Raw genomic sequence first — 21,279 nt, 5'->3', positions numbered from 1 at the left:
CTCCGCACCTGCTCACTCAGTTGGAGCACAAGCCGCTCGCGGAAAGGGTGCCACCGGCCGCTCCAGATTCAGCGCGCCGGCCCGCCTTCCTTCCTGTCCGCCTGCTTGCGCGCCCGCGCAAACTGCAGCCCAGCGACGCCGGTGGCCGCGGCAAGCGCCAGGCCGATCGGAATGAGGCTCGAGGGCTGGTCGGCCTTTCTGAGCACGGCCGCGACGTCATATCCGACATCCAGCCCGATGCGCTTGGCGTAGGATCCGAAGGCGACATTGCTGATCATCAGCGCGTCGCCCGCCTGCGTGATGGTGAGGCCGACGTCGCGCAGCCGCTTCAGCGGTTCGCCCGGCTCGCCGAGCGGTACGTTGACCGTCTTGCGTACATCTTCGCCCATGAGGTCGACACCCTCGACGACGAAGTTGATGCGGCTGTCGGCCGGAGCCTGCCCGACCGCCGACAGGAACTCGCTCGCCGGCAATTCCTCGTAAGGCGGCGACACCTGATTGAGCCACCAGTCCGGCCGAAACAGCGTGAAGCAGATGAGAAGCAGGGCCGCACTTTCCCAGAGGCGGCTTCTCGTCACGAACCAGTTCATCGTCGCGGCCGAAAACAGCAGGATGGCGATCAACGAGACCGTCGCCACCCAGATAGTTTCGAGCCAGGTATCGACTCCGATCAGCAGCATCGCCGGGTTGAAGATAAAGACGAAGGGCAGGATCGCCGTACGCAGCGAATAAAACGCGCCCTGGAAGCCGGTAGCGATCGGATCCTCCTTGGAAATCGCCGCCGCCGCGAAGGCCGCCAACCCGACGGGCGGGGTGATGTCGGCCATGATGCCGAAGTAAAAGACGAAGAGGTGGACCGCGATCAGTGGGATTGGCAATCCGGCCTGCGCGCCGAGATCGACCACGACTGGTGCCATCAGCGTCGCGACCAGGATGTAGTTTGCGGTGGTCGGAATACCCATACCGAGCACAAGGCTGATCGCGGCGACGAGGATCAGCATCAGGATGACGTTACCGCCAGAGATGAACTCGACGAGTTCCGTCATCATCAGGCCGAGACCGGTCAGCGTGACCGTGCCGACGACGATGCCGGCAGTAGCGGTGGCGATGCCGATGCCGATCATGTTGCGGGCGCCGAGCGCCAGCCCTTCGATCAGGTCGTCCCAGGCAGCATGCACCGAGGCAACGAGGTTTTCATTGCGGAATACCGCCATCAGCGGCTTGCGGGTGGCGATGATACTGAGGATCGACACGGTCGCCCAGAACGCCGAGAGGCCGGGCGACATCTGCTCGACCATCAGGCACCAGAGAAGAACCGCGATCGGGATGAGAAAGTCGAGCCCGGTCCGCGTGACGTCCCAGGCGCGCGGCAGTTCCAGGATCGGCGCGTTCGGATCGTCGAGTGCGAGGTCCGGATAGCGGGAGGAATACCCGACGGAGGCGACGTATAGAGCTACGCCTGCGATTGCGAGCACCGGCGGCGCGGTCCTACCGAAGACAGCCTGGATGGCAACGATGCCGTAATAGACGAAACAGACGGCGAGAACGCTGCCGGAAAGTCCCAGCCCCATCCGCAGCATCCGTTCTCTTGCCGGCGTCGGACGCTGCGGGATCGTCTTCAGGCCCATCTTTATCGCTTCGAGATGAACCATGTAGAGCAGCGCGATATAGGAGAAGACCGCCGGCAGCAGCGCATGCTTGACGATCTCCGAATAGGCAATGCCAACATATTCGACCATCAGGAAGGCGGCCGCGCCCATGACCGGCGGCATGATCTGGCCGTTGATCGAGGCCGAAGCCTCGATGGCGCCCGCCTTGACGCCGGAAAGGCCGGTGCGCTTCATCAACGGGATGGTGAAGATGCCGCCTGAAACCACATTGGAGACGGACGAGCCGGACACGACGCCATTGAGAGCCGATGAGACAACAGCGACTTTCGCCGGGCCGCCGCGTAGATGGCCGAGCAGCGCGATGGAGATCTGCATCATCCAGTTGCCGGCGCCTGCTCTTTCCAGAAGCGTGCCGAACAGGACGAACAGAAAGACGAAGCTCGTCGATACCCCTAGGGCAATCCCGAAGACGCCTTCGGTGGTCAGCCATTGATGGTTGAGAAACTTGTTGAGCGATGCGCCGCGATGCTGAATCACGTCCGGCATGTACTGGCCGGCAAAGGTGTAGAAGATGAAGACACATGCCACGACCACCATGGGAAGGCCGAGCGCGCGGCGCGTCGCCTCGAGGAGCAACAGGATACCAACGGTGCCGGTAACGAGATCGAGTGTGGTCGGCTGGCCCGGCCGCCCGGAAAGCTCGACGTAGAAGAGAAAGAGATAGGCACCGGCAAACCCGCCGACCACGGCCAGCACCCAGTCGAGCAGCGGCACGCGATCACGGGGAGAGGATTTCAGCGCCGGATAGGCGAGGAAGGTCAAAAACAGCGCGAAGCCGAGATGGATGGCGCGCGCTTCCGTGTCATTCAGGATGCCGAAGCCGAACAAGAACGGCAAGGGCGAAGCGTACCAGAGCTGGAAAAGCGACCACGCAACCGCAACCCAGAGCAGGATTCGAGCGACAGTTCCGCCCGGATGCCGGCCACCCGTATCGGCCTCCGCGACAAGTTGTTCGAGCTCTTCGAGATCGACGCCGGCCGGTTGTTCCTTCACTTCGCTCATGACGCCTCCTGTTGCGGATGGCCCCGGCGGGTCCCCTGAACCCGCCGGACTGTCGTCAGGTCACAAAGCCTACTTCAGCCAGCCCTTCTCCTTGAAGTATTTTTCAGCGCCCGGATGCAGCGGCGCGGAATTCCCCTCCGACACCATCTTGGCCGGATCGAGATTGGCGAAGGCCGGATGCAGCGACTTGAACTCGTCGAAATTCTCGAACACCGCCCTAGTCAATTGATAGACGCTCTCATCGGGAACCTTGGCCGAAGTGACCAGCGTAGCGAGCACGCCGAAAGTCCCGGTATCATCGGGATTGTTTGCGTAAAGACCACCCGGAATGATCGCCTTGGCATAGTAAGGGTTCTCGGCGACGAGCTTGTCCACGACTTCTCCAGTCAACGGCACCAGCTTGGCACCGCAGGTGGTCGTCGGATCCTGGATGTTCGCTGAGGGATGGCCGACGCCGTAGAAGAACCCGTCGATCTTGCCGTCGCAGAGCGCCGGGCCGTGCTCGTCAGCCTTCAACTCCGACGCGAGCGAAAAGTCGGCCAACGTCCAGCCCATCGCACCGAGCAGACGTTCCATGGAGGAGCGCGTTCCGGAACCGGGATTGCCGACGTTGAAGCGTTTGCCCTTGAAATCCTCGAATTTCGTCACGCCGGCTTTCGGATGAGCCAGGACCGTGAACGGCTCCGGATGGATCGAGAATACGGCCCGGAGGTCGGTATGCGCGCCGCCTTCCTTGAAGGATTCTTCGCCCTTGAAGGCGTTGTACTGGACGTCGGACTGCGCCATGCCGAAATCGAGTTCACCTTCCTTGATCGTGTTCACGTTGAATGCCGATCCGCCGGTCGATTCGACCGAACAGCGGATGCCGTGTGTCTTGCGATCCTTGTTGAGCAGGCGGCAGATAGCACCGCCGGCGGCATAGTAGACGCCGGTGACGCCACCAGTGCCGATGGTAACGAAATTCTGCTGCGCCATTGCGCTGGCCGAAAACAGCAGCGCGGCCGACAAGGCGGCGATCTGCGCTCCGTGGCGTGCAGTCCGGGCATGTTTCATCTGATTCTCCCTTGGTGCTTTGCGTGCCGTCGCGGCCGTCCGGTGTTTTTGTATCAAGGCACGTCGATGCATGCTACGATTGTTGCGCTTTATCAATCAAGGGAATACTTGTTACATGGATAGGCGGGAGATGGGCTTCGACGCGCTTCTGGCGCGCATACTGACCGAACTCCCCCAACTGAGCTCAGAACTGCGCAAGGCGGCGCGATTCCTGGTCGATCATCCCGACGAGGTGGCGCTGGTTTCCATGCGGGTGCTGGCCTCGCGGTCAGAGGTGACGCCGACGACCTTCGTGCGACTGGCGCGGCGACTGGGCTTCGACGACTGGGCGGCGCTGCGCAAGCCGTTCGAGAACCGGCTGCGCTCCGGCAAGGCGCCGTTCGCGGCAAGGGCCGATGCGCTTGTCAAGCGCGGGTCGGAGGCGATTTTCGCGGAATCGCTGAGGACGACGGTGGCCAATCTGGCGGCCGCCGAAGCGGTCAACGGCAGCGAAGAAATCGCAAGGGCTTGTGCGATACTGGAGAAAGCGCGGCGCATACGCGTCGCCGGGTTCCGAAGCTGCCGCGCGCCCGCCCATGCGCTCGTCTACCTCTGCCGGATGTTTCGGCGCGAGATCACGCTGCTCGGCGGCGACGGCGGTGCGATCGAGGCGGAACTCGCAGCGCTTGGAAAGAGGGAAGCGGTCGTCGCGATCGGCTTTTTGCCCTATTCGCGGGAACTCGGGCCAGTGGTGGAGGCCGCGCGGCGACGCAGCGTCCCGATTGTCGCGATCGCCGACAGCATGGCTGCTCCGATCGCGCGGCATGCGGACGTTACCTTGCGATTCTCTACCGACAGCCCGTCCTTCTTCCCGTCGGTGGCCGCGGCTATGGCCATCGTGGAAGCGCTGGCTGCAACGATGCTGGCGCGCAGCGGGCCAGCAGCCGCGGCCCGCGTCAGGGAGACGGAGCTGGAGCTACAGGCATTCGGGGCCTATCTGCCGGAATGAGAAGCGCTGCCGCTATGCCACCGCAGCGTCTATCGCGTCGCCGAGCCGTTCAACAACAACGTCGATCGCTGCGGCGTCTATGATGAAGGGCGGTGCAAGCAGCACATGATCGCCGCGCGCGCCGTCGATCGTGCCCCCCGCGGGATAGACGAGCAGGCCTCGCGCCATCGCCTCGCGCTTGATGCGTGCATGTAATTTGCGGTCCGGATCGAACGGCTCCTTGGACGAACGGTCTTCGACCAGCTCAAGTCCCATGAAGAGGCCACGACCGCGGATGTCGCCGACATGGGCGTGGTTGGAAAAGCGCTCGCCGAGGCGCCGGGCGAGATGGGCGCCCATCGCCTTGACGTTGTCGAGCAGGCGGTCCCGCTCGATGACCTCGTGGACGGCAAGCGCTGCCGCGCAGGCCATGGGGTGGCACATATAGGTGTGGCCGTGCTGGAAGAAGCCGGAGCCTTCGGCGAAAGCATCGAAGATACGGCGCGAAAGCAGCACCGCACCAATGGGTTGGTAGCCTCCGCCGAGCCCTTTGGCGACTGTCATCAGGTCGGGCGCGACGCCGTCCTGCTCGCAGGCGTGCAGCGTGCCGGTGCGGCCCATGCCGCACATCACCTCGTCGAGGATGAGGAGCACACCGTAGCGGTCACAGATTTCGCGGATGCGCCTGAAATAGCCGGGAACGGCGGGCACTGCTCCTGCTGTCGCGCCGACGACAGGTTCTGCAACGAAAGCCATGACAGTCTCCGGACCGAGTTCGAGGATTTTGTCCTCGAGCGCCTGGGCTGCGCGCAGGCCGTAGGCCTGCTCGCTCTCACCAGCTTCCTGGTGGCGGTAGGCATAGCATGGGTCGATGTGATGCGTGTCGATCAGCAACGGGCGGAATTGCGCACGCCGCCACTCGTTACCCCCGGCGGCGAGAGCGCCGAGCGTGTTGCCGTGATAGCTCTGGCGTCGGGCGATGACGTTTCGCCGCTCAGGCCTGCCAGTCTCGACGAAAAACTGCCGTGCCATCTTCAACGCCGCCTCTACCGCCTCGGAGCCGCCGGACACGAAATAGACGTGGCTGATGCCTTGCGGTGCGCCGGCGACCAGCCTGTCGGCCAGCGTCTCGGCCGGCTCATTGGTGAAGAAGCTGGTATGGGCGTATGCGAGTTTGTCGGCCTGGGTGTGGAGCGCGGCCGTCACGTCGGGATGGCCGTGGCCGAGGCACGAAACCGCCGCCCCGCCTGAAGCGTCGATATAGGCCCGGCCATCGCGGTCGAAGAGTTCGATACCTTTGCCGCCAGCCACGACGGGCAGGGTCGCATGGATCTGGCGATGCAGGATGTGTGTCATTCTTTCCTCGATTGACGATGGCGCGATTTGGAGCGAACTTATCATGCAACATATGTTACATAGTGCGCAATACTGAAACAATTGGACTGCACACATGACCGTCGACAGGGGCGCAGCCGGACCCGGACTCATCGCGCCAGCGGCAATCGCCGTTGCTCCGAACGGTGGGCGGCGTGGCAAGGAAGACCACCCTGCCCTGCCGATCGGCCCCCAGGAATTGGCCCGGACCGCCGCAGCCTGCCTCGAGGCGGGCGCCGCCATGATCCATGCGCATGTTCGCGATCGCGACGGCGGCCATTTGCTCGACGCGCACGCCTATCGCGAGGCGACGAAAGCGATACGTGATGCGGTGGGCGAGCGGCTGGTCATCCAGATCACCAGCGAAGCGGTCGGCCGATACCAACCGGCCGAACAGATGGCGGTGGTGCGCGCTACTCGCCCCGAGGCGGTTTCGCTGGCGCTGCGCGAACTGGTGCCCAGCCCTTCCCATGAGAACGCTTTCGCGGAGTTCCTGTGGTGGTTGAAGAGCGAGCGGATCGCCCCTCAGATGATCCTCTACGCGCCCGAGGAGGCGTCGGCCCTGGCCGCCATGCAGCAGCGCGGACTAGTGCCTTTCGACGATATCCCGGTGCTCTATGTGCTCGGCCGCTATACGCCAGGACAGGTTTCGCGGCCGGCTGACCTGCTTCCCTTCCTCGCACATGAGCGTCCGCGCTTCGCGCACTGGATGGTCTGCGCCTTCGGCCGGGAGGAAACCGCCTGCGTCACGGCCGGTGCCCTGCTGGGCGGTCATGCCCGCGTCGGCTTCGAGAACAATTTTGCCCTGGCCGACGGCACAACCGCCAAGGACAATGCCGCGCTCGTAGCTGCAACCAAATACGCCCTGACCGCTTGCGGCGTCAGGACCGCCCAAGCCAACGACCTTCGTGCCGCATGGTCGACCCAGCGCTAACGATCGCCAGCACTTTGATGCAGATTTCCTTTGCTCATCAACGGCAAGCAAGGCTCGCTGGCATCTATCGCCTCAGCGCGTAGGCACTGCCCCTATTTTCGCTGTCCATCGGCAGTGCCATATCGTCGTCCAGCAGGCGGGTGATCCGGGCAAAGCCCGTAAACGCCTTTCTTGCTTCCTCGGCAGACATCTGGCTTGCCAGAGCTGCAGCGCAACAGTTCAGTGCGCATTGATACACCGGCCCGCGCCGCCCCTTTGGCCATTTCCGCAGGAACGCCATCGCTTCCCTAACGCCGTCGATGTCTTCCACCGGCTGCCCAGGCGCGCGCGAAATCCGCACTGGCGAAAAGAATTGCAGACGATCCATTGGTTCCTTCCGGTCGATCGCGATGCATTCGATCAACCTAATTAAATTCGCGGCCAGCCAATTGGTTCCCGGCAAAGGGCCTGCGGCCCTCGATAAATCGCAGCGGACCAGCTGAGTGAATCCCCGGCTATCGCCCGACGTCTTGCCGTCGTGGGAACGCTCAGGGGGGCTGGTGCATTTCGGCTTCAGCGATGATCTTTGAGGGAAATGCCAAGCTATGAGAATAGCCCATGTGGCGCCGCTCCATGAATCCGTGCCGCCTCGGCTCTATGGAGGCACGGAGCGCATTGTCTCCTATCTGACCGAAGGCTTGGTCGAGCTTGGCCATGATGTAACCTTGTTCGCCAGCGGCGACACAAGGACGTCGGCAAAATTGGTGCCGTGTCGCGAGCGTGCGCTGCGTCTTGATCCACGTCCGCTAAAATCCGAGACAGCCGCGCATCTCTTGATGCTATCTGAGGTGAAAAAACGATCTCAACAATTTGATATCATTCACTTCCACCTTAGTCATTTCCTGCACTTTTCCTTCTTCTCACACATATCGGAGCGGACGGTGACAACGCCACATGGCAGGCTCGACTATGTCGATCTGGCGCCGGCCTACGAGCGTTTTCCGCGTTTCCCGATGATCTCCGTCTCCCGCAGCCAAAGAACGGGGCTCGCCAATGCCAACTGGCTGGCGACGATCCACCACGGGCTCCCGACCGATATCTACGAACCGACTTTCGCGACTAACCGAGGAGAACCCTACCTTGCCTTCCTTGGCCGGATGTCGCGCGACAAGCGTCCGGATCGTGCCGTCGAGATCGCGCTGCGATCGGGGCTGAAACTGAAGCTTGCGGCAAAGATAGGCGACGACGACCGCGCTTACTTCCACAAGGTGGTCGAGCCGCTGATCGACGGTGACCGTGTCGACTATGTCGGCGAGATCGAGGAGGACAAGAAGGCGGAATTCCTCGGCAAGGCGGTCGGCCTTGTATTCCCGATCGACTGGCCCGAGCCGTTCGGTCTTGCCGTCATAGAAGCGATGGCCTGCGGCACGCCGGTAATCGCCTGGAACGCCGGCGCCATGCCGGAGATCGTCGATCATGGCGTGACCGGTTTCATCGTGGATTCCATAGAGGGTGCGGTCGCGTCGGTGCCCGGCTTGCTGCGGCTCGACAGGCGGAAAGTGCGAGCTATCTTCGAAAGGCGGTTTTCCGCCAAGAGAATGGCGCGCGACTACGTGGCCGCTTATGCGTGCCTAATCGGCGCCTCGGCCGAAGCAAGAGCATCGTGAGCGGCGCTACCTCGGGCAAAGCGAGAGAGATGTGTAACGAATGACCCAACTCGATGAGCGCAAGCTTGATCCCGCGGTGGCACTTGCCTCCCTGGACCCCACCGCACCTCGAGAGCCGCACCGGCTGTTCGCGCTCAAGCAAGGCGACTGTTTTGCCGTGGCCGACGCCTATGGAGATATCCGCGGCGCCGGCGATGGTTTCTTCCGTGACGACACGCGGGTGCTTTCCGAATTCCGGCTGACCGTCGGCGGCCGGCAGACATCGCTGCTCGGCGCGTCGCTCAGCCAGGACAATGTCCTCTTCACCTCCAACCTGACCAATCTGCCGATGCAGAGCGGTCGCGGCCGGGACATTCCACAGGGCGCGATCCATATCGAACGCACTAGGCTGCTTTGGCAGGATCGGCTGTTTGAACGCATCACACTTTCCAATTACAGCCAGGAACACTCCACCATCCGCGTTTCGTTGCATTTTACAGCCGATTTCCGAGACATGTTCGAAGTGCGCGGCTCGACAAGGCCGAAGCGCGGGATGGCCCATGCTGCCGTGACGGATGGGACCTCCGTCCTGTTTCGCTATGACGGGTTGGACGGGCTGGCGCGAATGTCGGCGATATCGTTCTCGCAGGCGCCGGACCATCTGATGGCCGACCGTGCGGATTTCCTGATTGCCGTGGCGAGGCGCAGCAGCAAGGTGGTGTATGTCGAAGTCGGTTCCGAGGTGGCGGAAGCACCGAACCGCGATCGTTTCCGCGCCGCCGCGGCCCGGGCTCGCTTCGGCATGCGGGCCAAGCGCCGCCATGGCGCCACGATGTACAGTTCTGGGCGCGTTTTCAACGATTGTATCGAGCGCGCCCGGGCGGACGTGGCGCTGCTGACCACCGAACTTGCGACCGGACCTTACCCCTATGCGGGCATCCCTTGGTTTTCGACGGCGTTCGGCCGCGACGGCGTGATCTCCGCGCTGCAGATGCTGTGGCTCAATCCGGGCCTCGCGCGGGGCGTGCTGGCCTTCCTCGCTCAACACCAGGCGACAGAAACGTCGCCGTTCAGCGATTCGCAGCCAGGCAAGATCATGCACGAGACCCGCAAGGGCGAGATGGCGGCGCTGCGGGAGCTCCCCTTCGGCCGCTACTATGGCGGCGTCGACACGACGCCGCTTTACATCCATCTCGCCTGCGCCTACGCGGACCGTACCGGCGACATGGCGTTCATCGACAGCCTGTGGCAGTCGCTCTGCGCCGCGGCCGAATGGACCGAGGAGGCAAGCCGTGCGACCGGTTTCGTCACCTATCAACGTGCCGCCGAGTCCGGCCTCACCAACCAGGGATGGAAAGACAGCATCGATTCCGTCTTCCATGCAGATGGCCGCATCCCCAAGGGACCGATTGCCCTGGTGGAGGTGCAAGGCTATGTCTTTGCCGCATTCCGGGGACTGGCGGCGCTCGCCCGTCGCCGCGGCGAGGACGACAGGGCCGATCATTGGGACAGCCTTGCCGAGGCCATGCGCGCCGCTGTGGAACGCCATTTCTGGCTGGACGATCTCGGCTTCTATGCCTTGGCGATCGACGGCGCCGGCGAGCCCTGCAAGGTACGGACATCTAATGTCGGGCACCTTCTCTATGTCGGTCTCCCCGACCCGGTACGGGCGAGGATGGTCGCCGATCAGCTGCTTTCGGCATCCTTCCATTCGGGCTGGGGGCTGAGGACGCTCGCCGACGATGCCGTGTTCTTCAACCCGATGTCATATCACAACGGCTCGATCTGGCCGCATGACACCGCCATGTGCGGCGCCGGTCTGGCGCGCTACGGCGAGCGTGAAAGCGTGGTCCGGCTGATGAACAGCACTTTCGAATCGGCGGTTCATTTCAATATGCGGTTGCCCGAGCTGTTCTGCGGTTTTACCCGCGCCCCGGGCGAAGCGCCGATCGCCTATCCCGTCGCCTGCTTACCGCAGGCGTGGTCTGCCGGTTCCGCCTTCATGCTGATGCAGGCCTGCCTCGGCATGGAAATCGACGGCTGGGACAGCGAAATCCGCGTCGCCCGTCCCAGGCTGCCGATTGGTATAGACACGCTCACGCTGAGGCATCTGCGCGTCGGCGCGACGGTGGTCGACCTCAACTTCCAGCGTGTCGGCGACCGGGTCGTCGCCTTCCTCTCCGATCGACATGAGGGGTTAGTGCCGCTCATCGTGCGGACCTAACCTGGCTCTGCGCATCGAACTGACCGCGGCGCTCCAATTGTCGGAACCGCTGGCCCGATCCTGCGTTTGTAAACCCATGCCGGCGCACGGCAGCTTGTCGCCAGTTGTCGGCTGCGAAAAAGAAAAAACGGTCTAAAATCGGCCGCAGGAAGATCGTCGTTCCAATGTCAGACTATGGCATAGAGGTACTCTGGGTTCTGCTCCTTGCAAGCCTCGGCATTTCCGCTGTTGCCGTGGTGTTCTCGGTATCCCGTCAGCGCCAAAGCCGCACACCTGCGGTCGCGTACGCCGCCGGCGAGGACGTGGCTTCGGAAGCGGCGCGCAAAGTGCTGCGGGAGTTTGAAAAGAACGGCCACTCGGCCGATGCAGCGCTGATCGCATGGTCGCCCGACACCTTGCGCAAGATCCTGGCCGAATATCTGCCGGATACCCAGGTGATCGTAGTGTCCAACCGCGAACCCTACATTCACAACATCAAGGATGATGGCGTCGAACTCGTGGTACCGGCCAGCGGATTGGTTTCGGCGCTCGAGCCGATCACCCGCGCGTGCGCCGGCACCTGGATCGCCTATGGCGGCGGAACAGCGGACCGTCTTACGGTCGACCAGAACGACCGGATTGAGGTGCCGCCTGACAATCCCTCCTACGCGCTACGCAGGGTCTGGCTGACGGAGGAAGAATACCAAGGCTATTATCTGGGTTTCGCCAACGAAGGTTTGTGGCCGCTTTGCCATATCGCCTTCACCCGACCGATTTTTCGCGCCTCGGATTGGAAGGCCTATGAGGCCGTCAACCGGAAATTCGCCGATACGGTGGTTGCCGAAGCGCGCAACGAGCGGCCGATCGTGCTGGTCCAGGACTACCACTTCGCGCTTTTGCCGCGCATGATCCGCAAGCGCTTGCCCGAGGCGATCGTCATCACGTTCTGGCACATCCCATGGCCCAACTCGGAAGTGTTCAGCATCTGTCCATGGCGTGAACGGATCCTGGAAGGCTTGCTCGGCAGCTCCATCGTCGGCTTCCATACCCAGTTTCATGCCAACAATTTCGCCGAAAGCGTCGATCGCTTCCTGGAAAGCCGTATAGAACGGGCCGATGCGGCGATCTCCTACGGCGGAAGGACGACGCTGGTGCACGCCTATCCCATCTCCATAGGATGGCCGGCCGAACTCTTGGCGAACCTGCCTGCTGTCGACGAATGCCGCGCCCGCCTGCGCCAGAGGTTCGGGCTGAAAGCGGATGTCAAACTGTGCGTCGGCGTCGAGCGTCTCGACTACACGAAGGGCATTCTCGACCGGCTCCAGGCGCTCGAAGAATTGTTCACGAGACATCCCGAATGGGTTGGAAAACTGGTTCTGCTGCAGATCGCGGCGCCCAGCCGGGGCACGCTCCCGGCTTATAGGCAGCTCCACGATGAATGCCGCCGCTACGCCGAAGATCTCAACCAGCGCTACGGCAGCGACGGTTACAGTCCTGTCCTGATGGTGGTCAAACATCACGCGCAGGAACAGGTCTACGAGATCTATCGCGCTGCCGACATATGTATGGTCACCAGCCTGCATGACGGCATGAACTTGGTGGCTAAGGAATTCGTCGCGGCGCGCGACGACGAACAGGGCGTGCTGTTGCTCAGCACCTTCGCCGGCGCCTCGCATGAACTCCTGGAGGCGCTGATCGTCAACCCCTACGATACGGCCATGATGAGCGAGGCGCTGCTGCGGGCGCTGACCATGACGCCAGACGAACAGCGCGAGCGCATGCGGCCCATGCGCGAGATGGTACGCGACAACAATGTCTATCGCTGGGCCGGCAGCATGCTGCTCGATGCGGTCCGCCTTCGCAAGCGCGGCGACCTCGACCGGGTGACGGGTGCCGGAGAGCGGCCATCGAACAACAACAACATCATTCCGATATTCGAGCCGACAAGAAAAGCAGCGTCGTGACGAGCCTTCGGCTGCTGTTGCGGGCGTATCAACGCGTCCTGCCCCGTCGCCATTGGCCACCGGAGAAGCTGATCAGCCGATCTTCCCGTCCACGATGTGAATGCGGCGATCCATGCGCGCCGCCATGTCCAGGTCATGCGTAACCGCCACGACGGTCTTGCCGCGCTCGCGCACCAGAGTCTCCAGGATTGCGAAGACCTGCTCGGAGCTTGTGCTGTCGAGGCTCCCCGTCGGCTCATCCGCGAGGATAAGCGGCGGGTCGTTGGCGAGCGAGCGTGCCACCGCGACGCGCTGACGCTGGCCGCCCGAAAGCTGGTCAGGCCGCTTGTCAAGATGTTCGCCGAGCCCCAGGGATGAAAGCAGCTCCCCGGCCCGCTCGCGCATCTCAGGCCGCGCTAGCCGGCCCAGCTTGCGCATTGGAATTTCGACATTTTCGCGCGCCGTGAACTCCGGCAGCAGAAAATGAAACTGGAACACGAAGCCCAGCATCGAAAGGCGGGTCCGCGCACGCTCCCTTTCATTCATCGGCGCGGTGTCGCGGCCGCCTATTCTCAACGTTCCAGCGGTCGGCCGGTCGAGCAGCCCGAGCAGATAAAGCAATGAGGATTTGCCGGAGCCGGAGGGACCGGTGACGGCGACGAATTCTTTCTCGTTGATCGCGAGCGTAATGTCCTTGACCAGCGTGACGGGAACCGTCTCGGGCAATACGCGCGTCAGCTTCTCGGTCTCGATGAGTGCGCTCATGACGCGCCTCTGATGATCTCGACGGGGTTCAGGCGTGCCGCACGGCGCGCCGGCAGGTAGCCGGCCACCGCCGCCGAGCCCAGCGCGAAAGCCGAGGCGATGACGTAGTGCATCACGCTCCAGGCGATCGGCAGCCGGGTCATCTCCTGGCCGGTCGCGGCGATCTCGAAACGCACCAGCGACAGCCCATAGGTCATGGCGAAGCCGAGCAGCCCGCCAAGCACGGAGCCGGCAACGCCGATCGCCACGCCTTCCAGCAGAAAGAGCCGGCGCATGTCCGATTCCGGGAAGCCCAGCGACTTCATGATGGCGATGTCGCGCGCCTTCTCGTGCGTGATGGTGGAAATGATGTTGTAGATGCCGAAGCCAGCGACCAGCATGATCGCGCCGACGACGGTGTACATGATGACGTTGCGCACGACGAGCGCCTCGAGGATCGATTCATTCGCCTCCTGCCATGCCACGGCCTTGTAGCCCAGTTCGGCCTCGGCGCGGTGCGCCACTGCCGGAGCGCGGTTTGGATCGTCGAGTTTGATGCGGATCTCGTTGATGGCGTTCGGCCGCGCGGAGAGTATCTGCGCGTTCTTCAGAAGCACATAGGCCTCACCTTCGTCGCGCGCGGTGGTGCCGGTGTGGAACAGGCCGGCGATCTTGAAGTTGCGCGTCAGCCCCTCGGAGGAAACCGCGGTTATGGTGTCGCCGAACCCGGCACCGAGCCGGCTCGCCATCGTGTCGCCGATGAGCACGTTGTTGCCGCCCGCGGCAAGTGCCGAAAAGCTGCCCTCGACGAAGTCTTCGACGATCGGCGACACGCCGGACTCGCGCTCCGGTTCGATCCCGTTGATCGCCGCGCCCACTTCGCGGCTGGAATAGCGGATCACACCCTGGGTTTTGAGGTTTGCCGCGAACCGGCCAGGAATCCAGCTCTCGAGCCAGGAGGCCGCGGCGGTCGGATTGATGATGCCGCGGCGATCGTCGCGCGGCCTGAGCCCGGAAATCGCTACTGTCGCGAAGGCATCCTCGGCGGGTTGACGGCGGGCGGTGCGCTGCTCGTCGGTGATGTCGACATGCGGCATCGTGTCGACGAGCTGCCTGACGAAATCGTCCTGCCCGCCCTGCATCAGCGCCGCCATGGCTATGGAGAATCCGACACCGACGGCGACGCCGATCACGGCAACCAGCGTCTGGCGACCGCGGCCGGCAATGTGCGTGACGGCAATGTCGAAGATAAGCGGCATCGTTGCTTTATCTCTCCTGGGCGTCGGTGATGCTCACGCGCGCCCCGTCGGCGAGGTCGGCGGGATAGGGCGAGACGACGCGGGTCTCGTCGTCGATGCCAATCTTCCCATCGACGCTAGCCTTCCCCTCGGCTCCTGAGAGAACCTCGATGCCGTTGGAGCCGCGGATGCCCGTTCGGATTTCGTGCCGCCAGGCCTTGTCGCCCTCGACCACGAACACCTTGTTCCCATCCATCGCAACGGACGGGATCAACAGCGCATTTTTCGAAACGCGAATGACGATGTTCACGTCGGTCGACATGCCTATACGAAGGGGCGTGTCGTCCGGCAGGTGGAAGCGGACGCGATAGGTCTTCGTCACCGGATCGCCCTTGGGCGTGATGCTGTCGACCACCGCTTCCAGGTTCTGCCTGAGGAACGCATCGGATTTAAGCAGCGCGCGCTGGCCGACCTCGACCCGGGGTATGTCCTCCTCGTTGACCTCGGCGACCACTAGGAGCGGCTTCGGCTCGCCGACCCAGAACAACACCGTGCCGAGTTCGGCCACCTCACCCACCTCGCCGTCCTGCCTGAGCACGACACCGGCGCTCGGCGCACGTAACACGTAGGTGTCGAGTCGCGCCTTCTGTCCGGCAACCAGCGCCTCGATCTGGCCAAGCTCGCTCTGCGCACGATCGAGCGCCTGCTGGCTCGCTGCACGCCTTTCGGCAAGCACGGTCAGCCGCCGGAGCTCTTCCTGGGCAAGCGCTTGACGCGCTTCGAGCTCGCCAAGCACGGCCCGGGCCTCGCTGTCGTCGAGCTTGGCGAGCACGTCGCCTTGTGCAACCCTCGACCCCTCGCAATTACACTGCTCGACGATCCTCTCGCGGACCACGGGTGTCACCTTGGCCCAGGTTCGCGGCTCGACGGAGCCGCTCGCGTAAACGATCTCCGCCGCGTCGCCGCGCTGTGGCGTCACCACCGAAACCTTGGCCGGCTGCCACAGATACCAAGCGCCGAAAGCAGCAGCAGCCGCGACAAGAACAATGCCGACAATCCAGCGTATCCGTCGCAAGAAACTCTCCCTCGATCATCGAATCCGAACGTCGGGCGGGGGGCAGACATAGCACTAGACCGACCGTCGGTCTATAAAAGTTGCATAAGGAAACGGTTCGTGCTCCTCTTGCTCCACCTGTACTTAGCGAGGATCGATTTTGGCCCGAGTGATAAAGCCGCCGGAAATACGATCCGCCGAGCTTCTCGACTGCGCCCAGCGGCTTTTCTTCGAGCGTGGCTACGACAACACGACGGTAAACGACATCATCCGCGAGGCCGGCCTGTCGAAGGGCGCGTTCTACCACTATTTCGCATCGAAAGAGGCGCTGCTGGAGGCGCTCGCCGCACGTCTCGCGCGCGACAGTTTCACCGAGCTGCAGCCCATGCTCAACGATCCGTCACTTGACGGGCTTGGCCGGCTCAATGCGCTCTTTGCGGGCTCGCAGCGGCTGAACGTCGAGCTCGCTCCGCAACTGCGCAAGACGTTCTTCGTCGTCTTCCGGCCCGAGAACCTTGCCCTCTTCCATCGGGTTGACCAGGCGGTCAGGGAACTGGCCATGCCGATAATCACCGATCTCCTCCGGAAGGGAAGCGCGGAAGGCGTGCTCGACGTGCCTGATCCGGAAGCTTTTGCCGAGATGTTTTTGCAGCTCCGGCTGATCTTGCGGGACGTGATGCACCGCGCCTTGCGGCAAGCCGAACGGGGCAATGTCGACGAAGCAGCGCGGCTGCTCGACGACCGGCTGCGGCTCTACGGCATTGCAATCGACCGGCTTTTGAAGTTGCCTGATGGAACGGTAGAAGCGGCGCAACCCGGGTTTGCCCGGGCCTTCCTCGAAGCAGGCCCTTGAGCCGCCAAGCCTGCCAGAGACGCGGGCAGCAATTCACGGTGCACTGGTAGATCGCCCTGCGCCGCTACAGGACAGCGTTTCCGCGATAGCCGCAGTATGTCCTGAGCCGCAGACAGCATCTCGCTGCCACCAGATCTCAGCATCGATGCGCAGATATTGCGACTGCGCCGCAAGTTCGAGGTCAACCCGAGCGAGCCGAGGGTTGCTATCACCAAGCGGGGCGCTGACTACGTGTTCTCTGCCTCCGTCGAGGTACTGTGACTTTGCCGAAGGGCGCTATATTCATCGCCTCAGCGCATGCACGCTATCGATATTTTCGCCGCCCAACGGCAGCGCCATGTCGTCGTCGAGAAGGCGCGTGATGCGGGCGAAGCCGGTAAAAGCCTTCCTTGCCTCCTCTGCCGACATCCGGCCTGTCAGAGCCGCGGAGCAGCAATTCACCGCGCATTGGTAGACTGGTCCACGCCGGCCTGTCGGCCATTTACGCAAGAATTCCATCGCTTCGGCTACGCTATCAATTTCTTCGGCAGGGTTTTTCTGCCCATGCGAAATCCGAACAGGCGTAAAGAACTGCAGGCGATCCATCGTTTCCTCCCGGTCGATCATTATGTGCCTGATCGAACCTTTTGAACTTACGGCTGGCCATTTGGTTTCGGCAAAGAGAGCCCGGTGCTGAAAAAAGTCGGGCCAAATGAAGTCTCTCACATCGTTCTGCCGAAATCGAATCACCAAACGTGACAAGCGAGCAACGAACGGTGCGCCGCGCCGATAAGCTCGGTTCTCATTGAATGTCTTTAAGGCCAAAGCCGGCAAATCAATCGGTTGCCGGTTCCCTTGCGTCAGGCTTAACCTGCTCAGACGACGCGTGGAGGCGCGCGGCAGGCAACGGGAAGACATCACAATGACCATACAAGGCGCATCACCTGACCTGTACAATGAGGATCTGGCTCCAGCGAAGGTTCGAAACTGGGGACCATTCTCGATCTTCAACGTCTGGACGTCGGACGTCCACAGCCTTTGGGGCTACTACCTGGCGGCAAGCCTGTTCCTATTCTGCGGAGGCTTCGTCAACTTCATAATCGCCATCGGCATCGGTTCGATGATCATCTACGTGCTGATGAACATGGTCGGCTATGCCGGTGTGAAGACCGGAGTGCCCTACCCCGTCCTTGCCCGCGCTTCCTTCGGCATCTGGGGCGCCAACATACCGGCGCTGGTGCGCGCCATCGTCGCCTGCTTCTGGTACGGCGCGCAGACGGCGGCAGCCTCAGGCGCGATCGTGGCGCTGCTGATCCGGTCGCAATGGTTCGCCGACTTCAACCAGAGTACGCATTTCCTCGGCCATACCGGCCTGGAAGTGATCTGCTTCGCGGTGGTCTGGGCGCTGCAGTTGCTGATCATCCAGAAGGGCATGGAAACGGTGCGCCGCTTCCAGGACTGGGCCGGACCGGCAGTATGGGTGATGATGTTGATCCTGGCGATCTATCTCTGCGTCAAATCCGGAACTTTCGCTTTCACCAGCGACATCCCAATGGATGTGCTGCTCGAAAAGACCAAGGACGCGGGCGTGCCCGGCACGCCTGGCTCGTGGACGTCGCTGTTTGCGGTGGCGGCGATCTGGGTGACCTATTTCTCGGCTCTCTACCTCAACTTCTGCGATTTCGCCCGTTATGCTCCGGACAAGGCATCGCTGCGCAAGGGCAACATCTGGGGTCTGCCGGTCAACCTCATCCTGTTCTCGCTGGTCGCCGGCGTCACCACGATTGCCGCCTTCGATGTCTATGGCGAGGTGCTGCTGCATCCCGACCAGATCTCGGCCAAGTTCGACAGCTGGTTCCTGGCGGCCCTGGCCGCCCTGACCTTCGCCGTGGCGACGCTCGGCATCAACGTGGTGGCAAACTTCGTATCGCCGGCATTCGATTTTTCCAACGTCTTTCCACGACAGATCGACTTCAAAAAAGGCGGCTATATCGCGGCGCTGATCGCGCTGGTGCTCTACCCGTTCGCGCCATGGGAAGGCAGCGCTGCCTCCTTCGTCAACATCATCGGCGCGACGATGGGGCCGATCTTCGGTGTCATGATGGTCGACTATTACCTGATCCGGAAGGGCGAGGTCGATGTCGAGGCCCTCTACAGGGAAGACGGCGAGTTCCGCTTCCAGCACGGTTGGCACGTCAATGCCTTCGTCGCCGCCGGCATCGGCGCGGTCTTCTCCTCGATCCTGCCGAACTTCACCAACTGGCTGCCGTCATGGTGGGGTGTCTATGGCTGGTTCTTCGGCGTGGCCATCGCCGGCGTCGTCTACTATGTGATGCGCACGATGGCACTTAGCGCAGGAGCCAGGACAGCGAAGGCTTGACCCAAGTTTCGGGGCGGCGCGAGCCGCCCCGGCTTTACTTGCCGACCATTTCGGCCAGTCTGCGCACCGTGTTCCAGTTGCGCGAGGTGCCGACGCCGAGCCGTTTGTGGCTTATCGCCGCCAGAAGGCGCGAATTCGGCCTCTCACGCGAAAAGAAGAACCAGATGTCGCCGCCGACAGCCTGCATCCTTTCCTCCTTGCCGACATAGGCCTCCAGCACCGCGACGGCTTCCGCGGGAACTGGCTTGCGCATGACGCGCACCGCCACCCGGTCCGCCGCGGCAGCCGATTCGATGAGAAACGGATTGCCGGCCGCAAGCCTCAACCAGTCATCCGCGCGGCGCACGATGATGTCGACATGGCGGTCGAAAGTCCTTTCAAACGCCGTCTCCAACCGGCGTTCCAGCGCGGCAATTTCCGTCTCTTTCGCCTCGAAGACCATATTGCCGGTCGCCACCAGGGTGCGCGAGTTGTTCAGCCCCAGGCCTTCCGCCATGGCCCTGAGATCGGACATGACGACCCGGCGTCCCTCGCCCAGGACGATGCTGTAAAGCAGAGCGACATAGGTTTGCATGGCGGCCGGTGGCCAGCCTAAACCAGTCGCGACTGTTCCACCGCGGCCTCGATGAAGCTGGCAAACAGCGGGTGCGGGTCGAGCGGCCTGCTCTTCAGCTCGGGATGGTACTGGACGCCGATGAACCAGGGATGGTCGGGGTACTCGACCGTTTCCGGCAGCACGCCGTCCGGCGACATGCCGGCAAAGACCAGGCCGCAATCCTCGAGCCGCTCCTTGTAGTCGATATTGACTTCATAGCGGTGGCGGTGGCGCTCGGAAATCTGCGTGTCACCGTAGATGTCGGCGATTTTCGAGCCCTTGGCGAGGTCCGCCTGATAGGCGCCGAGCCGCATGGTGCCGCCGAGGTCGCCGGTTTCCCGGCGCTTCTCCAGCATGTTGCCTTTCAGCCATTCGGTCATCAGGCCGACGACCGGTTCCTCGGTGGGACCGAATTCGGTCGACGAGGCATGCTCGACGCCGGCCAGCGAACGCGCCGCCTCGATGCAGGCCATCTGCATGCCGAAGCAGATGCCGAAATACGGCACTTTTCGCTCGCGGGCGAACTTCGCCGCCAGGATCTTGCCTTCCGCGCCGCGCTCGCCAAAGCCGCCGGGGACCAGGATGCCATGGACCTTTTCCAACCACGGCGCCGGATCTTCCTTCTCGAATATCTCGCTCTCGATCCAGTCGAGCTTGACCTTTACGTGGTTGGCGAGGCCGCCGTGCGACAGCGCCTCGATCAGCGATTTGTATGCGTCCTTGAGGCCGGTGTATTTGCCGACGACGGCGATGGTCACCTCGCCTTCCGGGTTGTGGATACGGTTGGACACCGCTTGCCAGGGCTCCATGCGCGGCTTCGGCGCCGGATCTATGCCGAAGGCGGCCAGCACCTCCGAATCCAGCCCTTCTTTGTGATAGGCCATCGGCACGTCGTAGATGTGCGGCACGTCGAGTGCCTGGATGACCGCGCTTTCGCGCACATTGCAGAACAACGACAGTTTGCGGCGCTCTTCCCTGGGGATGGGGCGGTCGGCGCGGACCAGCAGGACGTCGGGCGCAATGCCGATGCCGCGTAATTCCTTGACCGAATGCTGGGTCGGCTTGGTCTTCAATTCCCCCGCCGTTGGAATGTAGGGCATAAGCGTCAGGTGCACGTAGACGGCGTTGTTGCGCGGCAGATCGTTGCCGAGCTGGCGTATCGCCTCCAGGAACGGCATAGCCTCGATGTCGCCAACGGTACCGCCGATCTCGCACAGGATGAAATCATAGTCGTCATTGCCGTTGAGAATAAAATTCTTGATCTCGTCGGTCACGTGCGGAATGACCTGCACGGTGGCGCCAAGATAGTCGCCGCGCCGCTCGCGCTCGATGATGTTCTTGTAGATGCGGCCGGTGGTAATGTTGTCCTGCTGGTTGGCCGAGCGGCCGGTGAAGCGCTCGTAGTGGCCAAGATCGAGATCGGTCTCGGCGCCGTCATCGGTGACGAAGACTTCGCCATGCTGGTATGGCGACATCGTGCCGGGATCGACATTGAGATAGGGATCAAGCTTTTTTATGCGCGCGCGATAGCCTCGCGCCTGCAAGAGAGCCCCAAGGGCCGCCGCAGCGATGCCTTTTCCAAGTGAGGAGACCACGCCGCCTGTGATGAATACATATCGCGCCATGGGAGTCATCGCTTAACGCGGCCGAGTTGATTCCGCCAGA

17 protein-coding genes are annotated in these 21,279 nt (G+C 62.7%); 7 read left to right on the top strand and 10 right to left on the bottom strand.

The genetic code is table 11. From position 1 onward, the window contains the following. Positions 1 to 68: 68 nt before the first annotated feature. Both IQ26_RS02705 and IQ26_RS02700 read right to left on the bottom strand, forming a co-directional pair. Positions 69 to 2,672 (bottom strand): TRAP transporter permease, encoded by a 2,604-nt coding sequence (locus IQ26_RS02705; protein WP_145712901.1) that lies wholly within the window; start codon positions 2,670 to 2,672, stop codon positions 69 to 71. A gap of 69 nt (positions 2,673 to 2,741) precedes the next feature. Further along, positions 2,742 to 3,725 carry a TAXI family TRAP transporter solute-binding subunit gene (locus IQ26_RS02700; protein WP_145712898.1) on the bottom strand — a complete coding sequence of 328 codons (984 nt, stop codon included), beginning with the start codon at positions 3,723 to 3,725 and terminating at the stop codon, positions 2,742 to 2,744. 115 nt (positions 3,726 to 3,840) lie between these two features. Here IQ26_RS02700 and IQ26_RS02695 point away from each other — a divergent pair, with 115 nt between their 5' ends. Next, entirely contained in the window at positions 3,841 to 4,713 is an 873-nt protein-coding gene (locus IQ26_RS02695) for a MurR/RpiR family transcriptional regulator (RefSeq protein ID WP_162457847.1), read from the top strand. 12 nt (positions 4,714 to 4,725) lie between these two features. Here IQ26_RS02695 and IQ26_RS02690 read toward each other — a convergent pair whose 3' ends face one another. Then, a complete protein-coding gene (locus IQ26_RS02690; RefSeq protein WP_145712892.1) occupies positions 4,726 to 6,048 on the bottom strand; it encodes an aspartate aminotransferase family protein in 1,323 nt (440 codons plus the stop codon). 94 nt (positions 6,049 to 6,142) lie between these two features. Between IQ26_RS02690 and IQ26_RS02685 the strand changes: the two genes are divergently transcribed. After that, a complete protein-coding gene (locus IQ26_RS02685) occupies positions 6,143 to 7,000 on the top strand; it encodes a beta-keto acid cleavage family enzyme (RefSeq protein WP_145712889.1) in 858 nt (285 codons plus the stop codon). A gap of 64 nt (positions 7,001 to 7,064) precedes the next feature. Here the strand turns inward: IQ26_RS02685 and IQ26_RS02680 are convergent, their stop codons facing one another. Beyond that, positions 7,065 to 7,367: a DUF982 domain-containing protein gene (locus IQ26_RS02680; protein WP_145712885.1), complete on the bottom strand. Its 303-nt coding sequence runs from the start codon at positions 7,365 to 7,367 to the stop codon at positions 7,065 to 7,067. A 217-nt stretch (positions 7,368 to 7,584) separates the two neighbouring features. Here IQ26_RS02680 and IQ26_RS02675 point away from each other — a divergent pair, with 217 nt between their 5' ends. From IQ26_RS02675 to IQ26_RS02665, 3 genes are all read left to right on the top strand, one after another. Then, positions 7,585 to 8,646, top strand: coding sequence for a glycosyltransferase family 4 protein (locus IQ26_RS02675; RefSeq protein ID WP_145712882.1), 1,062 nt, complete (start codon positions 7,585 to 7,587; stop codon positions 8,644 to 8,646). 40 nt (positions 8,647 to 8,686) lie between these two features. After that, positions 8,687 to 10,849 (top strand): amylo-alpha-1,6-glucosidase, encoded by a 2,163-nt coding sequence (locus IQ26_RS02670; protein WP_145712879.1) that lies wholly within the window; start codon positions 8,687 to 8,689, stop codon positions 10,847 to 10,849. Between the two features lie 164 nt (positions 10,850 to 11,013). Continuing rightward, positions 11,014 to 12,792, top strand: coding sequence for an alpha,alpha-trehalose-phosphate synthase (UDP-forming) (locus IQ26_RS02665; RefSeq protein ID WP_145712876.1), 1,779 nt, complete (start codon positions 11,014 to 11,016; stop codon positions 12,790 to 12,792). A gap of 72 nt (positions 12,793 to 12,864) precedes the next feature. Here IQ26_RS02665 and IQ26_RS02660 read toward each other — a convergent pair whose 3' ends face one another. The 3 genes from IQ26_RS02660 to IQ26_RS02650 are packed head-to-tail and all read right to left on the bottom strand — an operon-like array spanning position 12,865 to position 15,828. Beyond that, on the bottom strand, positions 12,865 to 13,536 hold the full coding sequence (locus IQ26_RS02660; protein WP_145712873.1) for an ABC transporter ATP-binding protein: 672 nt from the start codon (positions 13,534 to 13,536) through the stop codon (positions 12,865 to 12,867). After that, positions 13,533 to 14,774 (bottom strand): ABC transporter permease, encoded by a 1,242-nt coding sequence (locus tag IQ26_RS02655; RefSeq protein WP_145712870.1) that lies wholly within the window; start codon positions 14,772 to 14,774, stop codon positions 13,533 to 13,535. Before IQ26_RS02655 ends, IQ26_RS02660 begins: the two co-directional genes overlap by 4 nt. A gap of 7 nt (positions 14,775 to 14,781) precedes the next feature. Then, positions 14,782 to 15,828 (bottom strand): efflux RND transporter periplasmic adaptor subunit, encoded by a 1,047-nt coding sequence (locus IQ26_RS02650; protein WP_145712867.1) that lies wholly within the window; start codon positions 15,826 to 15,828, stop codon positions 14,782 to 14,784. A gap of 148 nt (positions 15,829 to 15,976) precedes the next feature. Here IQ26_RS02650 and IQ26_RS02645 point away from each other — a divergent pair, with 148 nt between their 5' ends. Then, a complete protein-coding gene (locus IQ26_RS02645) occupies positions 15,977 to 16,660 on the top strand; it encodes a TetR/AcrR family transcriptional regulator (protein ID WP_240546973.1) in 684 nt (227 codons plus the stop codon). A 282-nt stretch (positions 16,661 to 16,942) separates the two neighbouring features. Here the strand turns inward: IQ26_RS02645 and IQ26_RS41395 are convergent, their stop codons facing one another. Next, on the bottom strand, positions 16,943 to 17,569 hold the full coding sequence (locus IQ26_RS41395) for a DUF982 domain-containing protein (protein WP_407660279.1): 627 nt from the start codon (positions 17,567 to 17,569) through the stop codon (positions 16,943 to 16,945). On the opposite strand from IQ26_RS41395, the gene IQ26_RS02635 reads away from it, so the two are divergent. After that, positions 17,562 to 19,019, top strand: a complete 1,458-nt coding sequence (locus tag IQ26_RS02635; RefSeq protein ID WP_145712862.1) for an NCS1 family nucleobase:cation symporter-1 — start codon at positions 17,562 to 17,564, stop codon at positions 19,017 to 19,019. The two genes, IQ26_RS41395 and IQ26_RS02635, sit on opposite strands and share 8 nt — an antisense overlap. Before the next feature lie 34 nt (positions 19,020 to 19,053). Here the strand turns inward: IQ26_RS02635 and IQ26_RS02630 are convergent, their stop codons facing one another. Beyond that, positions 19,054 to 19,593 (bottom strand): DUF1697 domain-containing protein, encoded by a 540-nt coding sequence (locus IQ26_RS02630; protein ID WP_145712858.1) that lies wholly within the window; start codon positions 19,591 to 19,593, stop codon positions 19,054 to 19,056. Between the two features lie 17 nt (positions 19,594 to 19,610). After that, entirely contained in the window at positions 19,611 to 21,248 is a 1,638-nt protein-coding gene (locus tag IQ26_RS02625; RefSeq protein WP_145712855.1) for a CTP synthase, read from the bottom strand. Positions 21,249 to 21,279: the final 31 nt, after the last annotated feature.

Origin of the sequence: Mesorhizobium tianshanense, assembly GCF_007830515.1 — a bacterium.
Lineage (GTDB): Bacteria > Pseudomonadota > Alphaproteobacteria > Rhizobiales > Rhizobiaceae > Mesorhizobium > Mesorhizobium tianshanense.
Note: the sequence above shows the minus strand (reverse complement) of the source record. Positions and strands in the feature narration are given on the sequence as shown.

What these genes read in the sequence shown, in the direction of transcription:
- IQ26_RS02705 (WP_145712901.1), bottom strand. Translation starts at nt 2,672, where the DNA reads ATGAGCGAAGTGAAGGAACAACCGGCCGGCGTCGATCTCGAAGAGCTC.
- IQ26_RS02700 (WP_145712898.1), bottom strand. Translation starts at nt 3,725, where the DNA reads ATGAAACATGCCCGGACTGCACGCCACGGAGCGCAGATCGCCGCCTTG.
- IQ26_RS02695 (WP_162457847.1), top strand. Translation starts at nt 3,841, where the DNA reads ATGGATAGGCGGGAGATGGGCTTCGACGCGCTTCTGGCGCGCATACTG.
- IQ26_RS02690 (WP_145712892.1), bottom strand. Translation starts at nt 6,048, where the DNA reads ATGACACACATCCTGCATCGCCAGATCCATGCGACCCTGCCCGTCGTG.
- IQ26_RS02685 (WP_145712889.1), top strand. Translation starts at nt 6,143, where the DNA reads ATGACCGTCGACAGGGGCGCAGCCGGACCCGGACTCATCGCGCCAGCG.
- IQ26_RS02680 (WP_145712885.1), bottom strand. Translation starts at nt 7,367, where the DNA reads ATGGATCGTCTGCAATTCTTTTCGCCAGTGCGGATTTCGCGCGCGCCT.
- IQ26_RS02675 (WP_145712882.1), top strand. Translation starts at nt 7,585, where the DNA reads ATGAGAATAGCCCATGTGGCGCCGCTCCATGAATCCGTGCCGCCTCGG.
- IQ26_RS02670 (WP_145712879.1), top strand. Translation starts at nt 8,687, where the DNA reads ATGACCCAACTCGATGAGCGCAAGCTTGATCCCGCGGTGGCACTTGCC.
- IQ26_RS02665 (WP_145712876.1), top strand. Translation starts at nt 11,014, where the DNA reads ATGTCAGACTATGGCATAGAGGTACTCTGGGTTCTGCTCCTTGCAAGC.
- IQ26_RS02660 (WP_145712873.1), bottom strand. Translation starts at nt 13,536, where the DNA reads ATGAGCGCACTCATCGAGACCGAGAAGCTGACGCGCGTATTGCCCGAG.
- IQ26_RS02655 (WP_145712870.1), bottom strand. Translation starts at nt 14,774, where the DNA reads ATGCCGCTTATCTTCGACATTGCCGTCACGCACATTGCCGGCCGCGGT.
- IQ26_RS02635 (WP_145712862.1), top strand. Translation starts at nt 17,562, where the DNA reads ATGACCATACAAGGCGCATCACCTGACCTGTACAATGAGGATCTGGCT.
- IQ26_RS41395 (WP_407660279.1), bottom strand. Translation starts at nt 17,569, where the DNA reads ATGGTCATTGTGATGTCTTCCCGTTGCCTGCCGCGCGCCTCCACGCGT.
- IQ26_RS02630 (WP_145712858.1), bottom strand. Translation starts at nt 19,593, where the DNA reads ATGCAAACCTATGTCGCTCTGCTTTACAGCATCGTCCTGGGCGAGGGA.
- IQ26_RS02625 (WP_145712855.1), bottom strand. Translation starts at nt 21,248, where the DNA reads ATGACTCCCATGGCGCGATATGTATTCATCACAGGCGGCGTGGTCTCC.